Raw genomic sequence first — 19,201 nt, 5'->3', positions numbered from 1 at the left:
TGAAAAGTTGTCACTCCAATAAAAACTGACAGCTCGGTCAATCAGGCTCAACTCATGAACACATCCTCTGACGACGTCGCCCGCTCAAGGGGCGATCACGGTTTTTTCGGCCACCCACGGGCGCTTGGCCCTCTTTTCTTTACCGAACTCTGGGAGCGCTTTTCCTACTACGGCATCCGGCCCCTGCTGGTGCTGTTCATGGCAGCCACCTTGCAGGACGGCGGCCTTGGCTTTTCGAGCACCACCGCCTCGGCGATTGTCGGCATCTTTGCAGGCACCCTGTACCTTGCGACCCTGCCCGGCGGCTGGCTTGCCGATAACTGGTTGGGGCAGCAGCGCGCCGTCTGGTACGGCTCCTTGATCATTGCCCTCGGCCACCTATGCATCGCGCTGTCGGCCCTTTTGGGGGCGCCAGTGTTCTTTCTGGGGCTTGCCTTTATCGTTGCAGGCTCGGGGCTTTTCAAGACCTGTATCTCGGTGATGGTCGGCACGCTCTACGGCGAAGGTGACGCCCGACGCGACGGCGGCTTCGCCATTTTCTACATGGGCATCAATATCGGCGGGCTAATCGCGCCCCTCATTACCGGCGTTTTGATGAAGCAGCTCGGCTGGCACTGGGGCTTCGGCATCGGGGGCATCGGCATGCTGGTCGCGCTTGTCATCTTTCGGTTGAGCGCGGTCCCGGCCATGAGGCGCGGCGACCAGATGAGAAACCGCGAAGCCACCTGGGATGGCCCGGCAGTCAAGCGCGAAGGCGTCGGGCGCTGGGTAGCCGGTATCACGGCCGTCGTTGCGGTGGCGGCCGGACTGACCATGGCCGGCTATATTCCGCTCGACCCGGTGGCGATTGCGACCTCGATGACCACCGTCATCATCGTCTGCGCGCTCGGCTACTTCGTCTTTCTGGCCTTTTTCAACGGTCTGTCCGGGGAAGAACGGCTTCGCGTCGGCGTCTGTTTTTTGCTGGTGGCCGCCGCGGCCTGTTTTTGGGCATCGTTCGAACAGCAGCCGACCTCGTACAACCTATTCGGCCGGGACTTCACCGACCGCATGATCGGTGACTTTCAGATCCCAACGGTCTGGATTCAGTCACTCAACCCCTTTTTCATCATCGTGCTCGGGCCACTGTTTGGCTGGCTGTGGCCGGCGCTGGGCCGACGCGGCTTTGAGCCCGGCAGCCCGATGAAGTTCGTGATGGGGCTCCTGTTTGCCGCTGGCGGCTTCGGCCTGATGGTGCTGGCGGCGCAGCGTGTCGTAGGCGGCACAGAAGCCGTGTCGCTTTGGTGGATCACCGGCAGTATCTTTCTGCTGACGCTTGGGGAGATGTGTTTGAGTCCGGTCGGGCTTTCCAGCATGAGCGCTCTGGCGCCGTTCAAGATGCGGGGCCAGGTTATGGGGCTCTGGTTCACGGCCTCGGCGCTTGGCAACCTGGTGGCCGGACTGATCGGCGGGCACGTCAACCCGGAAGAAATCACCCAGCTGCCGGAGCTGTTCGGGCGCTGCGCCCTGGCGCTGATCCTCTGCGCGGCGGCCTTGATGCTGCTCGTGCCGGTGGTGAAGCGCTATCTGGGTCATCTGGGCACGATCAATCCGAAAGGGACGACGGCCGACTAAACGACCTGATCTCTCCGGTCCTACTAAAAAGGCGGCCTCACGGGCCGCCTTTTTTATGAGGAACATCTTAAGTGACTTAGAAGGTTTCCCAGTCGTCGCTGTCGGTGACGGCTTCCCGCACCGGGGCTTTCGAGGCCTTCTTGGCCGGCGCCGAGGCACGCACCGGGCGCGCCGAGGGGGCCGGTGAGACATAAGCCACCGGCCTAGCAGGCATCGAACGTTCGCTCACGGCAGCGGGCCGGCTCTCGGCAGAGGCATCCAGTGTGAAGGTGGCCATCAGCGCTGCGAGCCGCTCGGCTTCCTCCTGCATCAGCTTGCTTGCCGCCGCCGACTGCTCGACCAGCGCCGCGTTCTGCTGAGTGCCCTGGTCCATGTCGGTAATGGCGAGATTGGTCTGATCGATGCCGGCGGTTTGCTCCCGCGCCGCTTCGGAAATCTCGGAAATCAGATCCGACACCCGCAAGACCGAGCTTACGATTTCGTTGAGCGTCTCGCCGGATTCACGCACCAGCGCCGTGCCCTCATCGATCCGCGCCCCGCTCTGCTCGACCAGTGACTTGATGTCGTCGGTGGCCTTGGCCGCGCGCTGGGCAAGCTCTCGCACTTCAGAGGCAACGACCGCGAAACCCCGGCCGTGTTCACCGGCTCGCGCCGCCTCGACCGCCGCGTTGAGCGCCAGCAGGTTGGTCTGAAAGGCGATGCCTTCGATCATGCTGACAATGTCGGTGATCTGCTTGCTGGACTCATGAATGCCGCCCATCGCCTCGATCGCCTTCTCCATCACTTCGCCACCACGCTGGGCGTCCTTGCGCGCAGAAGACGCCTGCTGATCGGCGGCGCGGGCGCTTTCGGCGGTCTGTTTGACGGTGGCGGTGATCTGCTCCATCGAGGCCGCGGTCTCCTCGAGGCTTGCCGCCTGAGATTGAGTGCGGTCGGAAAGATCGTTGTTGCCCTGGGCAATTTCGGCGCTGCTTGAGGTGACGGTCTGGGCGCTGTTACGAACCTGAGAGACCATGTCGCCGAGCTGCCCCCGCATGATCTGAAGCTGGCCGAGCAGGCTGTGTTCGGGATAGTTGGTTCCGGAGCGGTCGACCAGATCGCCCTTGGCGATTTGGCGCGCCATGGTCACCGCGTCGTTGGGTTCACCGCCGAGGACACGTTTGATCGCGCGCATGTTCCAGAGAATGATGCCGGACAACAGCAGTGCGAGCAGCAGGCTACTTACAAGTGATGACAGGAAGGCGGTCTTGAGATCACTCAGATAAAGCCCGGAGGCGATATGCCAGTCCCAGGGTTTGAAATACTCGGTGTAGCCAAGTTTCGGTTCCGGTTTGGTTTCACCGGGCTTGGGCCAGACGAACTCGATGAAGCCGCCGCCCTGCTTGAGGCCGTTGTCCACCATGATGTCGTAGGTCGGCTTGCCGTCCTGATCCGTCTTGCCCGCGACGTTTTGGCCATTAAGCTCCGGAAGGATCGGATGCATCATGACGCTTGGCTTGGAATCGAACACGAACACATAACCGGCCCCGTCGTTCCAGCGCATGGCCTTGAGCTGAGACAGGGCGTTGGCCTTGGCCTGTTCGGTCGTGAGCTCGCCGCGCTGGGCTCGTTCGTACTCGGCGTTCACCAGCGCGGTCGCGATCTCGACGTTGGTTTGAAGCAAATGGCGCTTTTCATCGAAACGCTGCGACCGAGCGTTGTTGGCCTCATACAGGCTGTACACGATCATGCTTACGATGACGCTCGCCAGAATCAGAATCATGCGGGCGCGCATGGTCTCGATTTTCATCCGGTGCTCCTAACAGTTTCAGAAGGGGAAGGTGGGAGAAATTCCAGTAACGGCCAGAGCGCCAGCAATCTTTGGGTTCCTGTTGATGAAATAAAACAACATCGCCGGCTTTTTTGACGGCGCTTACGGGTCACATACCGAATATCGGCGCACATCGGCTATGCTTTGCGCCTGGATTCAATTGTTTTGGAGTGTTTCATGTCCGCCCACACCCAGCGTCTCGACGCACTACGCCACGCCATGCAGGCTCATCGATTCGATGGCTGGTGGTTGCCCTCTGACGACCCGCATCTTTCGGAGTACCTGCCGGCCCACTGGCAGGGCCGGGCGTGGCTGTCGGGGTTCACCGGGTCGGTCGGGCTACTTACGATCACTCAGGACAAGGCCGCTCTCTGGGTCGATAGCCGCTACTGGGTACAGGCAGAGCAGCAGCTCGCCGGCAGCGGCATTGCGCTCGAGAAATGGTCACCTCGCGACGCCGAAGCGCCGATGCAGTGGTTCGTCACGCACCTGCCCAAGAACAGCCGCATCGGCGCCGATGGCGCGGTGCTGTCACTCAAGGAAGCACGCACGCTCAACGACGTTCTGCAGCCGGCCAGCCTAAAGCTCGACACCACCACCGACCTGCTCGATCACATCTGGTCGGAGCGCCCGGCGCTGCCCAACGCCCCAATCTACTGCCACGACAGCCAGTGGGTGGGCGAGTCCACCAAGGAAAAGCTGTCCTCACTTCGGAGCGCAATGACCGATCAGGGCGCTGACGCGCACCTGTTGTCCGCGCTCGATGACATCGCCTGGCTCACCAACCTGCGCGGCAGCGACGTTGAGTACAATCCGGTCTTTCTCGCGCACATGCTCATTACCCAGGACCAGGCGACGCTCTTTATCGAGGGCGACCGACTCGATCGCGAAGCGCACTCGGCCCTCGAACAGGCAGGTATCGAGGTCGCACCGTATGAGGATGCGGCCCGCCGAGTCGCCGAGCTGTCGCCCTCGAGCCATGTTCTGATCGACCCCTCGAAGCTGACGCTTTTGCTGGCGGACGCCGTCCCTGAAAGTGCGGATTTGATCGAGGCAAGCCAGCCCACCACGCTTGCCAAGAGCCGCAAGGGAGAAATGGAGCTTGCTCACGTTCGAGACGCGATGGAAGACGACGGTGTGGCGCTGTGTGAGTTCTTTGCCTGGCTCGATGAGGCGCTGACCCGAGGCGAGGCGGTCTCGGAGTTGACCATCGACGATCGCCTTCGCGAGGAGCGCCAAAAGCGTCCGAATTTTGTCGGCGAGAGCTTCCCGACCATCGCAGGTTTCAACCAGAACGGCGCCCTGCCCCATTACCGCGCCTCAGAAGAGGCGTTCAGCCACATTACGGGCAAGGACGGCCTGCTTTTGATCGATTCCGGCGGCCAGTATCTGGGCGGCACCACCGACATCACGCGAATGGTGCCGGTCGGCCACCTAAGCTCAAGCCAGCGCGATGGCGTCACCCGCGTGCTCAAGGGGCTGATTGCGCTGTCCTCGGCGCATTTTCCAGAAGACATTCCTGCCCCCCAGCTCGATGCCATCGCGCGCAATCCGCTCTGGCAGGCAGGGCTTGATTACGGCCACGGCACCGGCCATGGCGTCGGGTACTTCCTGAACGTGCACGAGGGGCCGCAGGTGATTTCCTGGCAGGCCGGCGCCGCACCGCGCACCGCCATGAAGGCCGGCATGATCACCTCCATCGAACCCGGGCTCTACCGTGAAGGCGAGTGGGGCGTGCGCATCGAGAATCTGGTCGCCAACCGCGCCACCACTCACAACGAATTCGGTCGTTTTCTCGAGTTCGAAACCCTGACGCTGTGCCCGATCGACACCCGCGCGCTCAATCTGCTGCTCTTGAATGAGGACGAACGCGCCTGGCTCAACCACTACCACAGCGTCGTCCACGAACGCTTGAGCGCCCGCCGCATGACCACGCGCGCGCTCGAGTGGCTGCAGCGCCGAACGCTTCCGGTCTGAGGAAAAAAGGCGGGCATACCGCGCCGGCAAGCGCTCGATGAGAGGCGTGCCGGCGCGTTCAGTTCATACGTACATTCATGCTCACAGCGTGCCGGTGCGCGTTTCACGAAGGGTCAGTACCGCCAGCAGGCTCACCAGCGCCATGACGCTGACGTAGCCACCCACCCAGCTCAAGCCACCGTGCGCCACCAGCAGCTCCGAGACCCAGGGCGCCACGGACGCGCCGAGAATGCCGGCCAGATTGTAGGCCGCCGAGGCCCCGGTGTAGCGCACACGGGTCGGAAACAGCTCCGGCAACAGCGCCCCCATCGGCGCAAAGATCAGCCCCATGGCGCCAAGCGACAGACATAGAAACGCAAGTGCTCCAACCGTGGTTCCGCTACCGAGCCAGGGCCCGAGCGATAGCCCCGAGGCAATGGTAATCAGCATTCCCGCGATCAATACCGGCTTGCGGCCAAGCCGGTCACAAAGCGCGGCAGAAATGGGCGTCATGATGGCCATGAACACCACCGCGATGCATAAAAGCCCAAGAAACGCCTGCTTGTCATAGCCAAGGCTTCGGGTGCCATAGCTCAGCGCAAACACCGCACTGGTGTAAAAAAGCGCGTAGCACGCCACCATCGCAAACGTCCCTTGCAGCAGGGGGCGCTTATGATGCGCCATCACATCCATAAACGGCAGCCGGGGCTCGGCAGGCGCCGAAGCACTGGCCTTGGTAAAGACGGCGGACTCACTCAGACTCATTCGAACGAAGAGCCCGACCGCAACCAGCACGGCACTGAGCAGAAACGGCAGTCGCCAGCCCCAGTCCTTGAACGCTTCCTCGCCCAACATCACCAATAGCCCCCAGAACACCCCATTGGCCAGCAGGAAACCGAACGACGGACCAAGCTGTGGGAACATGCCAAACCACGCGCGCTTGCCCTCGGGCGCGTTTTCAGTGGCAAGCAGCGCCGCACCGCCCCACTCGCCCCCAAGCCCGAGGCCCTGGCAAAACCGCAGCACGCACAGGGCCAGCGGTGCCATGACGCCCCAATGGTCATACCCGGGCAGACAGCCAATCAGCGCCGTCGACCCGCCCATCAGCATGAGACTCGCCACCAGTGTGGTCTTGCGCCCGAGCCGGTCACCGAAATGACCAAAGATGAAGGCCCCAAGCGGGCGCGCCAGAAACGCCAGACCGAAACTCATGAACGCCGCCATCGATTGCGCGGCCTCGGAGGTCGCCGGAAAGAACATCGGGCCAATGACCAGCGCCGCGGCGATGCCATAGATATAGAAATCGTAGAACTCGATCGTGGTCCCGATCAGGCTGGCGGCGACCACCTTTCCGGTCGAATTGGCCGGCACGTCAGTGGCCGTAGATGTGCGAGAACATGCAGACGTCATTAATAAATACCCTCTCCCATGCCGACGCCCTTCGACCCCGGCGCTGACACGCACAGGCACTACTTGGCCATGCGCTTCTTGAAAAGCCCGCCCTAGGGCGGGCCAGAACGACCTAAAACCTCGGTGTGCGCCCGCCCCTGCCAGACGCTTAGTCACGACACCGCGCCCGTCACACTCAATCCGGCACGGGCGCGCTTTCCCAGGATTTGTTTCGTGAGCGCCCGGTAAGCGTGGTGCCGATGGACGCCGCCATGATGGCGCTAATGGCAAGCCACTGAACGAGCGTCAGGAACTCGGCCAGAAACAAAAGCCCCGACAAGGCCGCAAGCGCCGGCTCGAGACTCATCAAGGTGCCGAACATGGTGGTCGGCAAGTGCCTGAGCGCGACGATTTCAAGGGCGTAGGGCAGCGCCGTCGAAAGGAGTGCCACCATCGCCACCAGGGGCACGATGCTCCAGCTGAAGCCCTCGAACCCGCTTTGGGCAAGCCCGATCGGTGCGATCACAAGCGCGGCGATCGTCACCCCGATCGCCACGCCTTCGGCGCCGAAATCGGTGCCGACCTTCTGACCGAACCAGATGTAGATCCCCCAGCACGCACCCGCTCCAAGCGCGAACGCCACCCCGAGCGGGTCAAGCGAGCCGTTCAGGCTGTCGTGGGGCATCAAGAGCACAATGCCCCCAAGCGCCAGCGCCACCCACAAAAGATCCACGGCCCGATGTGACTTGAGGGTCGCCACCGCCAGCGGCCCGGTAAACTCGAGCGCCACCGCAATGCCGAGCGGAATGCGGTCGATCGACTGATACAGTAGATAGTTCATGACACCAAGCGAAACACCGTAGACCGTCAGCAGCTTCCAGTCCCGCGCGCTCGGGCGCTTGCGCCAGGGCCTTAGAACCAGCAACAGCAAAAGCGCCCCGGCAATCAAGCGACATGCGGTCGCCCCCGAGGCACCGACCATCGGAAACAGCTGCTTGGCAAGCGACGCCCCGCCCTGAATCGACATCATGGACACCATCAGCAAGCCGACCGGCCAAAGGGGAACGCGTTGTGCATGCATAAAATCGAACCTCGGTAAACGCTACGGAAAAGGGCCTCAGCCACGCCCTGTATTTAAGCGCACTGACGACCAGGCCAGCATCGTATATTCGCCCCTGCTCATTGTTGTCTGCGCCATCGACTGCTCTTTAACGCCTTTCGACCGGCCCCAAACAAAAAGGCCGCCCTGTGAGCGGCCTGTTCGATCACTGCCCTGGGGCTACGCGTCAAGCGCGTCTCTGAGTGCGGCGATGGCCTTGACGTCCTCGGGGCCTGTGCGACAGCAGCCGCCGATCAGCCGGGCGCCGGCGCTCAGCCACAGGGGCACCAGCGCGGAAAACGCCGAACCGTCATGGTCGCAGGCCATGTCCTCAGTGCTGTGCCACTGCTTGGTCACCGGGTCGTACTGCTCGCCGGAATTGGGATAAACCACCAGCGGCGTATCAGTGACCGAGGCCATCGCGACCAGCAGCGGCTCGATAAACCGAAGTGCGGTGCAATTCACACCCGTCGCGACCACTTGAGGCTGGCCGTCCAGAAACGCCGCGCACTCGGCAATCGGCGTGCCTTCGCTGATGTGCCGGTCATCCTTGGCTGAAAACGTGATCCAGGCCCGCGCCGCAGGAAACTCCGACAGCACGCGCACCAGCGCTCGCGCTTCCACCAGCGACGGCAGCGTCTCGCAGGCGAAAAGATCCGCGCCCGCCTCAAGAAGCGCTTCGATCCGCGGGCGATGAAACGCCACCAGTTCGTCCTCGCCTACCGCGTAATCGCCTCGGTACTCCGAGCCGTCGGCCAGATAGGCGCCGTACGGGCCGATGGACGCCGCCACCAGCGGGCGGGCGCGCGTTGAATCGACCTGCTCGGCCCAGAACGCATCGCGCGCCTCAACGGCAAGCGCGACCGAGCGCTGGATCAGGCCGCGGGCGGCGTCATGGCTCATGCCGCGCGCCATGAAGCCCTCGAACGTGGCCTGATAACTCGAGGTGATCGTGATGTCGGCACCGGCTTCGAAATACGAGCGATGTACCTGCGTGATCAACTCGGGCGCTTCAGACAGCACCCGCGCCGACCACAGGCTGTCGTTCAAATCGCAGCCGAGCCGCTCGAGTTCGGTGGCAAGCGCGCCATCCACCACCGCAAAGGGCGTTTCGGCCAGAAGCGTCTTGATCGGGTCAGTCATGGGGTCTCTCCTCAGGCTGCGCGTTGCCCGGTACCTCGGGCCGCGTCAGGTAATACATCAAATAACACAGGGCCACGAACGGCAGCCCGAAATAGAGCGCGACCCGCTGGGAGGGGTCGAAGGCGATGCCGATCAATGACAGCGCGCAGAACCCGAACGCCAGCAGCGGCACCAGCGGGTACAGCGGTGCGCGATAGCCAAGGCGCGCCGGGTCATGACCGGCGGCGAGGTACTGGCGTCGAAACATGAACTGGCTGGCCGCAATCACCATCCACACCGCAACCACGGCAAAGCCCGAGATCGACACCAGTGCGATGTAGACCGTGTCCGGTGCGAACCGGCTCGACAGCAGCGAAAACAGCCCGCCGATCATGCTGAAAATGATGGCGTTCAATGGCACGCCGCCGCGGGTGACACGCCCGAACATCTGCGGCAGCGTCTTCTGCTCGGCAAGCGACCACAGCATGCGCGAGGCCGCATAAAGCCCGGAATTGGCCGCCGACAAAAGTGCGGTGATGATGACGAAGTTCATGATGTCGGCCGCGTAGGGAATGCCGGTTTTCGAAAACACCGCGACAAACGGGCTTTCGAGCACACTGGCCTCCTGCCACGGCAAAAGCGCGGCGATCACGATAATGGTGCCGACGAAAAAGATGACCAGCCGCCAGAGGGTCGCCTTGATCGCCCGCGGCACGTTCTTCTCGGGCTCGACGGTTTCCCCGGCGGCAATGCCGATCAGCTCGGTGCCAGAGAAGGCAAAGCTCACCGCAAGCATCGTCATCAGGATCGGCATGACGCCGGTCGGGAACCAGCCATCGGCGGTCAGGTTGCTCAAAAGCGGCGCGCCGTGGCCTTGCGCGGCGGGCGTCAACCCGAAGATGCCCGCGGCGCCAATCACGATGAACGCAAGCACCGTCAACACCTTGATCAGGGAGAGCCAGAACTCGGTTTCAGCGAACACTCGCGAGGAAAAGGCATTGAGCAAAAAGATGATGGCGGCAAACAGCGCGCTCCAAGCCCACACCGGCACATCACTGAACCAGTGCTGCATCAAAAGCCCGGCGGCGGTGAATTCGGAGCCAAGCGCCACGGTCCAGGTCAGCCAGTAGAGCCAGGCCACGGTATAGCCGGTGCCCGGGCCAATGGTGCGGGTGGCGTAGGTATTGAACGAGCCGGTCTCGGGCATTTCGACGGCCAGCTCGCCAAGGCACATCATGACCAGATAGACCACCAGCCCACCGATCAGGTAGGCGATGATCGCCCCCAGCGGGCCAGCCTGATTGACCGTATAGCCCGAGCTCAGAAAGAGACCGGTTCCGATCACGCCACCCAGCGAGAGCATGACCAAATGCCGGCTTTGCATCGTACGTTTGAAATCGTTGGAAGTTGCCTGTGATGACATGAGCCGTCCTATGTGAACTGAATCCGGGCTGACGCCCGGGCGGCGGATTGTAAAGTATTACAAACGCCGCTTCAGCCACTCGGGCCGCGATCAGGCTCATTCACGAAACCGGTGGGTGCTCTATTTGAGGCCGAGCCGAGTCGCCAGACGGTGCAGATTGCCGCGATCAAGCCCGAGCCGACGGGCGGTTTCCGCCCAATTGCCATCGCACTGGATGTGTACGGCCTCGATGTGTCGGCGCTGGAAGGCCTCGACGGCCTCGCGAAGCGGCTGAGCGGTCTCCTCGCGTGCAGGCGCCGGCACCGCAGCGGTGGCGCCACTCAGGGCAAGGTCGAGGTGATCGGCCGTGAGCGTCAGAACGTCTCCGGGGCGGGGCCGCGCCTTCAGGGTCGCCCGGCTCAGAACGTGCTCCAGCTCGCGCACGTTGCCGGGCCAGCAGTAATCCGAAAGTGCCGCCTCGGCGCCTGGGGAGAGGCGCAGATTTCGAAGCCCAAACCGGCTGCGGTTTTCCTCTAAAAAGGTGCCGGCCAGCAGCAACACGTCCTCGCCACGAACCCGGAGCGGCGGCACCACCAGCGGATACACGCACAGGCGGTGGTAGAGATCGGCCCGAAAACGCCCCTCGGCCACTTCACGTTCAAGGTCGCGATTGGTGGCGGCGACCACTCGAACGCTGGTGGTGCGGGTGTGCTCACTGCCAAGCGGCTGATACTCGCCCTCCTGCAGCACACGCAGAAGCTTTGGCTGCAGCGCCAGCGGCAGCTCCCCCACTTCATCGAGAAACAGCGTGCCGCCATCGGCCAGCGCGAAGTGCCCGCGGCGAGAGGAAAACGCGCCGGAGAAGGCGCCCTTGACGTGGCCAAACAGCTCGCTTTCGATCAGCGACGGCGACAGCGCCGCGCAGTTGAGCTTGATCAGGGGGCCATCGCGGCGCGGCGAGCGCGCGTGCACCTGAGTCGCGATGCGCTCCTTGCCGACCCCGGTCTCGCCCTGAATCAGAACGCTCATCTCGCTTTGGGCGACCAGCGCGATTTCATCATCGAGCTGGCGCATGACATCACTTCGCCAGGTGAGCGACTGCGCGGGCAACCCCGCCCCGCTTCGATTCAATACATCCTTGAGCTGCGCCCGGGTCTGGCGGGCGCACAGCGCCATATCAAGGCTTGCCCCCAAAAGCCCGGCCATGGCCCCGAGCTCACCATAATCGACATCGTCGAACTGCCCGGCCTCAAGCGCATCCAGCGTCAGCATGCCGATCATGCGGCCCTGACCGCGAAGCGCCACGCCCATGCAGTCATGCACGCGAAGCGCGTCACCCTCGGTATCGATCAGCCCATCGAACGGGTCAGGCAAGGGGTCGTCAGGGGCGAACCGGTGCACGCCCTCAGCCTTGGCAATCACGGCAAGCCGTGGATGGGCGTCGAGCTGAAACGCCCGGCCGCGCACATCGCTTGGCAGCCCACGCACTGCAACCGGCATCAGGGCGTTCCCCTCACGCACCATCAAGGTGGCGGCGTCGCCCGGATACTGCTTGAGCAGCGCATCAAGAAGCGGCTGCCAGGACGGTGTTTCATTGCGCGCGAGCCGGTTCAGAAGGTTCTGGATCTCGAGATAAATCGTTGTCATTTAGACACCTGATGTCCATTCGACATCGCCCGCCGTTGTATAAAACACAACGTGACGGCATTCAAGCCATTAAAAATCAAGGCGTTATACATTGGCACGCTTATTGCTCTAACTAAGGTACACCCTTTAAACACCAGGAGACTGCCATGATCACACTCGCTCAACGCCAGATTATCGCCGACACCGCCCCCGTGGTCGCGCAGCATATCACCACCATCACTACCCGTTTCTACCCGATGATGTTCGCGCGCTACCCTGAAATCGCACCGCTGTTCAATCCGCGCCATCAACAGACCGGTGCCCAGCCGCGCGCGCTCGGCAACTCCATCGTGTCGTATGTGATGAACTACGAGGACAACGAGGCGCTCGACGGCATTCTCGGCACCATTGCGCACAAGCACGCCGCACTTCAGATCGAGCCGGAGCATTACCGCATCGTGGGTGAATGCCTGCTCGAAACCACAGGCGAGGTGCTGGGCGAGGCGTTCACGCCGGAGGTGGAGGACGCCTGGGGCGCGCTTTACTGGGCGATGGCCAATGACCTGATCGCCCGGGAAGAGCGGATCTATCACGACAACGACATCAAGCGCGGTGGCTGGCGGGGCTGGCGTCCGTTCGTGCTCAGCGAGCGCACCGAAGAAGATGAAGGCGTCGTGTCACTGCGCTTTACCCCCCACGACGACAAGCCGATTGCGGCGTTTGAGGCCGGCCAGTACCTCGGCCTTCGCCTGACACTTGAAGGTACCCGACTGTACCGCCAATACAGCCTGACCGGCCCGGTCGGTGCGCCCTACTATCAGATCACCGTTAAAAAAGAGAGCCTTGGGAAGGCGAGTCGTTATCTGGATGACGAGATGGCGGTGGGTAACACCCTACACCTCTGCCCGCCGATTGGCCTTCTGACCCTTGATCGTCGCACGGCGCCGGTGGCGCTGGTCAGTGCCGGCATCGGTCAGACACCAATGATTACCCTCGCCCGTCAGGCGCTCGCCCAGGGCCGTCAGGTGAGCTACCTCCACGGCGCGACCCATCCCGAGCACTGCCCGTTCAAAAACGAGCTCGACGCACTTAAAACCCGCTACCCGGGTCAGCTCGAGGTGCACTACCGCTTCAGTCAGGCCGCCGATGGCTCGTCTGACAAGGGCCACATCGATCGCTCAGCGCTCGCCGACCTGCTGCCGCTGGCGTCACAGCCGACCTGCTACTTCACCGGGCCCAACGCCTTCATGATCGACGTCGAGCACACCCTCGATGCCCTCGGTGTGCCCGAGGCGCACCGGCACTATGAGTGCTTCGGCCCCTTAAGCGATCAGACCACCTGATTTCGACGCTCGCGCGGCCTGCCTTTGACTCAATGACGCGTCCGGGGGCGGGCCGTGCCTCGACGCACCGGCATCACCTCCAAAAGCGCGGCGCCAACGACCAGTACGCCGCCGATCATTTCCACCACGCCGAGTGGCTCTCCGGCCCAGATCGCGGCAGAAAATACGCCGATGATGACCTCGCTCATCAAAAGGATCGCCAGTCGCGCAGGCTCAAGATGCGTGTTGGCCCAGAGCAGAACCGACAGCATCACCGCCCACCACACAACGCCAAGCAGTGCGATCCAGTACCAGCTCCCGCCCCAGTCGAACGCCCCCAACGCAGACACCGGCTCGCCCATCGTCAACGCAAGCACCAGCGACATCACGACCGCCCCGAGCGAGAACACGAAAGTCGAGGTCATGGCGCTCGGGACGCTACGAAGCTGCATGCCGATCGAGCACACCGCCCACAGAAAGCCTGAGGTGAGACCAAGCCAGTCTCCTAGTGTGCTCGGCATCGGCAGCGACTCGCCCCCGCTTAACACCAGTAACAGTCCGATAAGCCCAAGCGCGATAACCGCGTAACGAAGCCAAGGGGTCGGCCAACCCAGCAATCGGCCGATCAGCGTGCTCCACACTGGGGTCAGATAGAACATCAAGATGACAATCGCCACGCGTCCATAGCTCAACCCGATGGAATACAGCGCGAATCCCGCGCCCCCGAGCGCAATGACCAACAGGGTCGAAAGCTGGCTGTCCTTGAGCTCGCGCCAGCGCATGAGCGCCACCGGCGAAAGCACCAGCGCCGAGATCAAAACGATCAGGAGCGTGCCACAGGCACCTTCGAGCACCGTGCCCTCGAGTGCGCGCACTGGCCACCAGTAAAGCCCCCAGAAGGCGCCGATCACTACCACCGCGACGCTCGCCAGCTGTTGACGCTCTCGCATAACGCGCATACCCCATTGTTGTCGACCTTGAAATCAAGCCGCTCAGTCTAATCGAGCTACGCAGAGATTACGAAAACGTTCCGCACTCGGTCGTACACGCAGGCACTTGCGTCAGTACCAGGCGCTGATGCCGGCCACGACCGCGAACCGGTCAGCCTCGTCCCGATCACGCATGCGCCGGGTTTCACCGTAGGTGTTCTGCCAGCTGATGCCCACGTAGGGCGACACCTGCCGGGTAACGTCGTAGCCGAGTCTGAGGCCGGTCTCACTGGTGGTGATGCCCTGACCGATGTCGAGCTCATCCAGGCGCTGGGCAGAGGCGTTGACTTCAAGGCGCGGCGACAGCACCCAGCGCTGGGTAATCAGCCACTCATACTCGAGTTCGAGCCGCGCACTGGTGTCCCCGCGCTCGCTCACAAACAGCGACGCTTCGGTATCGATGCCGTACGGCGCCAGCCCCTGCAGCCCGAATACGCCGTAGCTTCGGCTCGGATGGGGGTCGATGTCGTGACGCAGACCGACCTGCACGTCCCAGAAGTCGTCCCACATCCGGTTGTAAAGCGCCTGCACTTCGGCGTGATCACGCTCGCCTGTGCGCCAATCGCCCTCGCCTTCGGTCTTGAGCCAGAGCCTATGGCGGTCGTTGCCCCACCAGGCCTCGGCGTCCCACACGTAGGCCTCGCGGTCGCCTGTACCCTGATGCTCGAGCCGGTCCAGCCGCACGGTGTGATAGGCCGCCTTGTCATCGACCGGCGGCGCCCAATGAGCGGGCGAGCCGCTTCGTGGGTCGGCGTGGGCTGGCACCACCTCATCGAGCGAGGCCTTGCCGGGCAGCGGCTGGGTGCGAGGCGCTGACTGGGCCTGCGTACCCATCCCGAGCGCCATGGCAAGCGACACAACGAGACACGTCCAACGACCGATCGACTCACGCATGAGCGCTCTCCTTATCAAGGACACGCACCACCCGGAACATGCCCATGTCCATGTGGTAGAGCAGATGACAGTGAAAGGCCCAGCGGCCCGGTTCATCGGCAGTGATCAACAGCGACACTCGAGCCGCCGGCCGTACGCTGATGGTGTGCTTGAGCGGCAGGTGTGCGCCCTGATCGTTCTCGAGCGCCATGAACATGCCGTGCAGATGAATGGGGTGCTCCATCATGGTGTTATTGACCAGCACCAGCCGCACCCGCTCGCCATAGACCAGATCGATCGGGGTCGAGTCGCTGTAGGCCACGCCATCGAATGACCACATGTAGCGCGTCATGTTGCCGGTCAGGTGCAGCTCGATGGTGCGGCTCGGTGCGCGCTGGTCCTCGATCGGCACCGGGCGACGCAGTTCGCTGTAGCGCAGCACGCGGTGATCGAGCCCCTCGAGTCCGGTGCCCGGCTCATCGAGCCGATTGTCCATCGTGGCCGGCACCCGAATGTCGCCCGGAGACTCACTGCCGTGCCCGGCCGCCATCGCGTGTCCGTCATGACCGCTTTCTCCGCTATGTTTGTCACGACCGTCATGGGCGCCATGCGCCATTGAGCCGTGGCCGGCCATGGCGTGGCCGCTCGACGCATGCGATTCAGAAGGCGCGTTTTTTCCGGACATGCTCTTCTCAGACAGGCTCTTTCCGGCCATGTCATGCCCGGACATAGCCGCGCCGTCCATGTCCATATCGCCCATGTCCATGCCAGCCATGTTCATATCGGCCATCGTGCGCCGGGGCGGTGGACGAAGCGCCGGTACGGGGGCTCGCGCGCCAAGGCGCGGGGTCAGGGTGCCGGCCGCGAAACCGGTGCGGTCCATGCTTTCGCACATCAACGTGTAGGGCCGGGCGTCGGGCGTGATGAGAACATCGAACGTTTCCGCTACCGCGATCTGGAACTCGTCGGTCTCGACCGGCGACACCGGCTGGCCGTCAGCCTCGATCACCGTCATCGCAAGCCCCGGAATACGGATATTGAAATAGGTCATGGCGGAGGCGTTGATGAATCGAAGTCGCACGGTCTCGCCCGGGGCGAACAGCCCTTCCCACGGGGAGGCCGACGCGTGGCCATTGAGCAGGTAGTCGTAGGTCATGGCGGTGACATCGGCGATATCACGCGGGGTCATGCGCATTTCGCCCCACATTCGCCGCTCCTCGAGCGTGGTCGACCACCCCTTGGTCGCCACGTCGTCGAAGAAATCACCGACCGTGCGCTCGTCGAGGTTGTAGTAATCGCTTTGCGCCTTGAGCTTGGCCATGATTCGGTGCGGGTCTTCGAAGGTCCAGTCGTTCAGGACGATGACGAAATCCCGGTCGGCGGAGTAGGGGTCCGGCCCCGCCGGATGCACCACCAAGGGCCCGATCAACCCTTTCTGTTCCTGCATGCCGGAGTGGCTGTGGTACCAGTAGGTGCCGGTCTGTCGTACCGGAAAATGCGCCTCGAACGTCGTGTTCGGCGCAACGCCCTCGAACGCCACACCCGGTACGCCATCCATCTGAAACGGCAGCAACAGGCCGTGCCAGTGAAGCGAGGTGGGCTGGTCAAGGTGGTTATGAACCCGAAGCCGCGCTGTATGCCCTTCCCACAGCTCGATCAGTGGTGAGGGGATGACGTGATTGACGCTGTAGGCGCTGCCGCTGCGGTCACCGAGCTGGAAGGTATCCTTTCGGATATGGGCATCAAAGACCACATCGCGTGGTCGCCCACCCTGAACACGCCCGAGGTGGCCCGGCGCGACAGAGGCGGTCGCACCTCGCGCGGCGGCCGGCATCATGGCGCTCACGGCGCCAAACGCCCCCAGGGCAGCGAGTGCCTTGAGCAGTGCCCGGCGCTGTTGAAAGGCTTTATCCATCGTGATGACCCTCACCGTCGTGATGATTCTGGCTGATAAGGCACGATGTTACCCGGTCAAGCTGACAGCACCCTGAGTGACTCACTTTGAAAGCAGGTGCAGCGTAACGCGAAGCCCCCCAAGCGGTGAGGCTTCAAAGCGCACCTCGCCGCGATAGCGCTCGACCATCTGACGCAGGATCGAAAGCCCGAGGCCGTGGCCCGGGCGCTGCTCATCAAGGCGTGTGCCGCGTGTGCCGAGAAGCGCTCGTTGATGCGCGGGCACGCCCGGGCCGTCATCGTCGATGATCACGCACTCGGGGCGGTCACTTGAGACAACGACCCGCGCTCGCGCCCACTTTGCGGCGTTGTCGAGTACGATACCCAGAAGCTCCATGGCGTCCTGCCGCTCCAGCGGCAGGTGGGTCAGCGCACTCATCCTCGGCTCGAAGCGAAGCTCAATGGCGGGGTAAAGCGTTGCAAGCAGCGCCTGCATGGCCTCGAGGTCCTCCGTGCAAAGGCGCCGCTGACCGGTGGCCTGACCCGCGATTCGCGAGCGCTTGAGCTCATTGGTGAGCTGCTCATCGATGGCGTGCAGGCGGTGAAGAATCTGGCTGCGGCGCGTGTCGCTCAGCGGTTTGCTGCCCTGAAGCGCCTGGATGATGGCCGCCAGCGGCGTCTTGAGACCATGAGACAGATTGGCCAGAAGCTCTCTGGAACGCGCCTGACGATAGCGCTGCTCCTCGACGAACTCGTTGAGCTGGCCGACGACCCCGTCAAGCTCGGAGACGGTCTTGAGCGACAGCGCCTCCCGCTCTCCGCGTCGCAGCGCCGCCAGCTGACGGGCGAGCGCATCCAACGGGCGCAGCGAGCGCTGCACGGCCAGAAGGCTCAACCCCAGAAGCACCACCGACACCAGCACGGCGATCGCGCCAACCCAGCGGTGAAGCCGGGCAAGGCCGTGCTCGACCTGCGCGAAGTCCTCCCCCACCAATACCGTGACCGGTTGACCGTCAACCTCGCCGCGCTCGCGCCAGGCCAGCAGATGGCGCCCCTGCCACGTCAGATCGATAGTCTGGCGCGCGGGTCCGTCCAGGTAAGGCGCAAGCGGTATACGCGCGGAGGGCGTCGAGGCGACCACCTGCTCACCGCGGCGCACCAGATAGACATGGTGAAAGGCATCAAGCCCCGGCCCGGCCGAGCCGCCAGAACGGTCGCCAGGGCGAGCGCCGCGTTCCGCCTCGGCCAGGAGGTGCTGGGCTTCCTGAGCGAGGCGCCCGGCCAGAAACTCACGGGCCGTACTCTGCAACAACATGCCATGGAGTACCCAGGTCAGCCCCATGATGACTACCGCCACCAGCGACAGACTGAGCATCAAGCGAAGGCGCAGGCTACGCGAGATTCGAATGAAGGACATACCCGACTCCTCGACGCGTCTCGATCCGGGCGCGCCCGACCCGGCCTCGCAGCCGCGCGACGTAGACCTCGATCATGTTGGGGCTCGAGACGTCCTGATCCAGGGCGTAGAGCTGGTCGAGCAGCTGCGTCTTGGAATGCACGCGGTCGGGGTAATGCATCAGAAAGCGCAACAGCCGGTACTCGGTCGCGGTCAATGTCTGCCAGTCACCGCCTGCCACACGAAGCCGCTTGAGCGCCTCATCAAGCTCGAGGTCGGCCACCACCAGTCTGGCGCTTGCCTGGCCGCTGGCGCGCCGAATTAGCGCCTGAAGGCGTGCCAGAAGTTCCGGCTCGTGAAAGGGCTTTGTCACGTAATCGTCGGCGCCGCCCTGAAGCCCCTCAACCTTGTCTTCCCAACTGTCGCGGGCGGTGAGCGCCAGCACCGGCACCCGCCCATCGGCCGCTCGCCAGCGTTTGAGCATTGAAAGCCCCGAGCCATCCGGCAGCCCCAGATCGAGCAGCACGGCAGCGTACTGCTCGGTGTCTGCCAGCGCGTCGGCGCTTTGACAGTCACCGGCCAGATCGACGCTGTAGCCTTCCTCACCCAGCCGTTCGGCCAGGCTTTCGGCCAGGAGCTCATCGTCTTCCACCAGCAATATCTTCATGGTTCTTCCGCCCGCATTGATGGCTGACAGTGTGACCGCTCAG

14 protein-coding genes are annotated in these 19,201 nt (G+C 63.3%); 3 read left to right on the top strand and 11 right to left on the bottom strand.

Features of this window, described 5'->3' with window-relative positions; translation table 11 throughout:
• Positions 1-54 precede the first annotated feature (54 nt).
• A complete protein-coding gene (locus tag NAT23_RS11085; RefSeq protein ID WP_251928300.1) occupies positions 55-1,614 on the top strand; it encodes a peptide MFS transporter in 1,560 nt (519 codons plus the stop codon).
• 76 nt (positions 1,615-1,690) lie between these two features.
• On the opposite strand, the gene NAT23_RS11080 is transcribed toward NAT23_RS11085, so the two are convergent.
• Positions 1,691-3,403, bottom strand: a complete 1,713-nt coding sequence (locus NAT23_RS11080; protein ID WP_251928298.1) for a methyl-accepting chemotaxis protein — start codon at positions 3,401-3,403, stop codon at positions 1,691-1,693.
• A 198-nt stretch (positions 3,404-3,601) separates the two neighbouring features.
• On the opposite strand from NAT23_RS11080, the gene NAT23_RS11075 reads away from it, so the two are divergent.
• Complete coding sequence (locus NAT23_RS11075; protein ID WP_251928296.1) at positions 3,602-5,401, top strand: aminopeptidase P family protein; 1,800 nt, start codon at positions 3,602-3,604, stop codon at positions 5,399-5,401.
• An 81-nt stretch (positions 5,402-5,482) separates the two neighbouring features.
• On the opposite strand, the gene NAT23_RS11070 is transcribed toward NAT23_RS11075, so the two are convergent.
• The 5 genes from NAT23_RS11070 to norR all read right to left on the bottom strand — a co-directional run bounded on the left by NAT23_RS11070 (position 5,483) and on the right by norR (position 12,039).
• Positions 5,483-6,790, bottom strand: coding sequence for an MFS transporter (locus NAT23_RS11070; RefSeq protein WP_251928294.1), 1,308 nt, complete (start codon positions 6,788-6,790; stop codon positions 5,483-5,485).
• Between the two features lie 175 nt (positions 6,791-6,965).
• Entirely contained in the window at positions 6,966-7,850 is an 885-nt protein-coding gene (gene rhtA, locus NAT23_RS11065) for a threonine/homoserine exporter RhtA (protein WP_251928292.1), read from the bottom strand.
• Between the two features lie 198 nt (positions 7,851-8,048).
• Positions 8,049-9,011, bottom strand: a complete 963-nt coding sequence (gene mmuM, locus NAT23_RS11060) for a homocysteine S-methyltransferase (protein WP_251928291.1) — start codon at positions 9,009-9,011, stop codon at positions 8,049-8,051.
• Positions 9,004-10,413 (bottom strand): amino acid permease, encoded by a 1,410-nt coding sequence (locus tag NAT23_RS11055; protein WP_251928289.1) that lies wholly within the window; start codon positions 10,411-10,413, stop codon positions 9,004-9,006. The genes mmuM and NAT23_RS11055 overlap by 8 nt, the downstream gene beginning before the upstream one ends.
• A gap of 120 nt (positions 10,414-10,533) precedes the next feature.
• Complete coding sequence (gene norR / locus NAT23_RS11050) at positions 10,534-12,039, bottom strand: nitric oxide reductase transcriptional regulator NorR (RefSeq protein WP_251928280.1); 1,506 nt, start codon at positions 12,037-12,039, stop codon at positions 10,534-10,536.
• Positions 12,040-12,185: 146 nt separating this feature from the next.
• On the opposite strand from norR, the gene NAT23_RS11045 reads away from it, so the two are divergent.
• Complete coding sequence (locus NAT23_RS11045) at positions 12,186-13,361, top strand: globin domain-containing protein (RefSeq protein ID WP_251928278.1); 1,176 nt, start codon at positions 12,186-12,188, stop codon at positions 13,359-13,361.
• A gap of 29 nt (positions 13,362-13,390) precedes the next feature.
• Here NAT23_RS11045 and NAT23_RS11040 read toward each other — a convergent pair whose 3' ends face one another.
• From NAT23_RS11040 to NAT23_RS11020, 5 genes are all read right to left on the bottom strand, one after another.
• On the bottom strand, positions 13,391-14,299 hold the full coding sequence (locus tag NAT23_RS11040) for a DMT family transporter (protein WP_251928276.1): 909 nt from the start codon (positions 14,297-14,299) through the stop codon (positions 13,391-13,393).
• A 102-nt stretch (positions 14,300-14,401) separates the two neighbouring features.
• Entirely contained in the window at positions 14,402-15,223 is an 822-nt protein-coding gene (locus NAT23_RS11035) for a copper resistance protein B (protein WP_251928275.1), read from the bottom strand.
• Positions 15,216-17,117, bottom strand: coding sequence for a copper resistance system multicopper oxidase (locus NAT23_RS11030; protein ID WP_251928274.1), 1,902 nt, complete (start codon positions 17,115-17,117; stop codon positions 15,216-15,218). Before NAT23_RS11030 ends, NAT23_RS11035 begins: the two co-directional genes overlap by 8 nt.
• Positions 17,118-17,198: 81 nt before the next feature.
• The gene (locus NAT23_RS11025) at positions 17,199-18,512 is read right to left on the bottom strand and encodes an ATP-binding protein (protein WP_251928273.1); all 1,314 of its coding nucleotides are present in this window, start codon (positions 18,510-18,512) and stop codon (positions 17,199-17,201) included.
• Positions 18,487-19,158 carry a response regulator transcription factor gene (locus tag NAT23_RS11020; protein ID WP_251928272.1) on the bottom strand — a complete coding sequence of 224 codons (672 nt, stop codon included), beginning with the start codon at positions 19,156-19,158 and terminating at the stop codon, positions 18,487-18,489. Before NAT23_RS11020 ends, NAT23_RS11025 begins: the two co-directional genes overlap by 26 nt.
• Positions 19,159-19,201: the final 43 nt, after the last annotated feature.

This window comes from Larsenimonas salina, from assembly GCF_023736155.1.
In the GTDB taxonomy this organism is placed as follows: Bacteria; Pseudomonadota; Gammaproteobacteria; order Pseudomonadales; family Halomonadaceae; genus Larsenimonas; species Larsenimonas salina.
The sequence above is the reverse complement of the archived record's forward strand: the minus strand, read 5'-3'. Positions and strand labels throughout refer to the sequence as shown.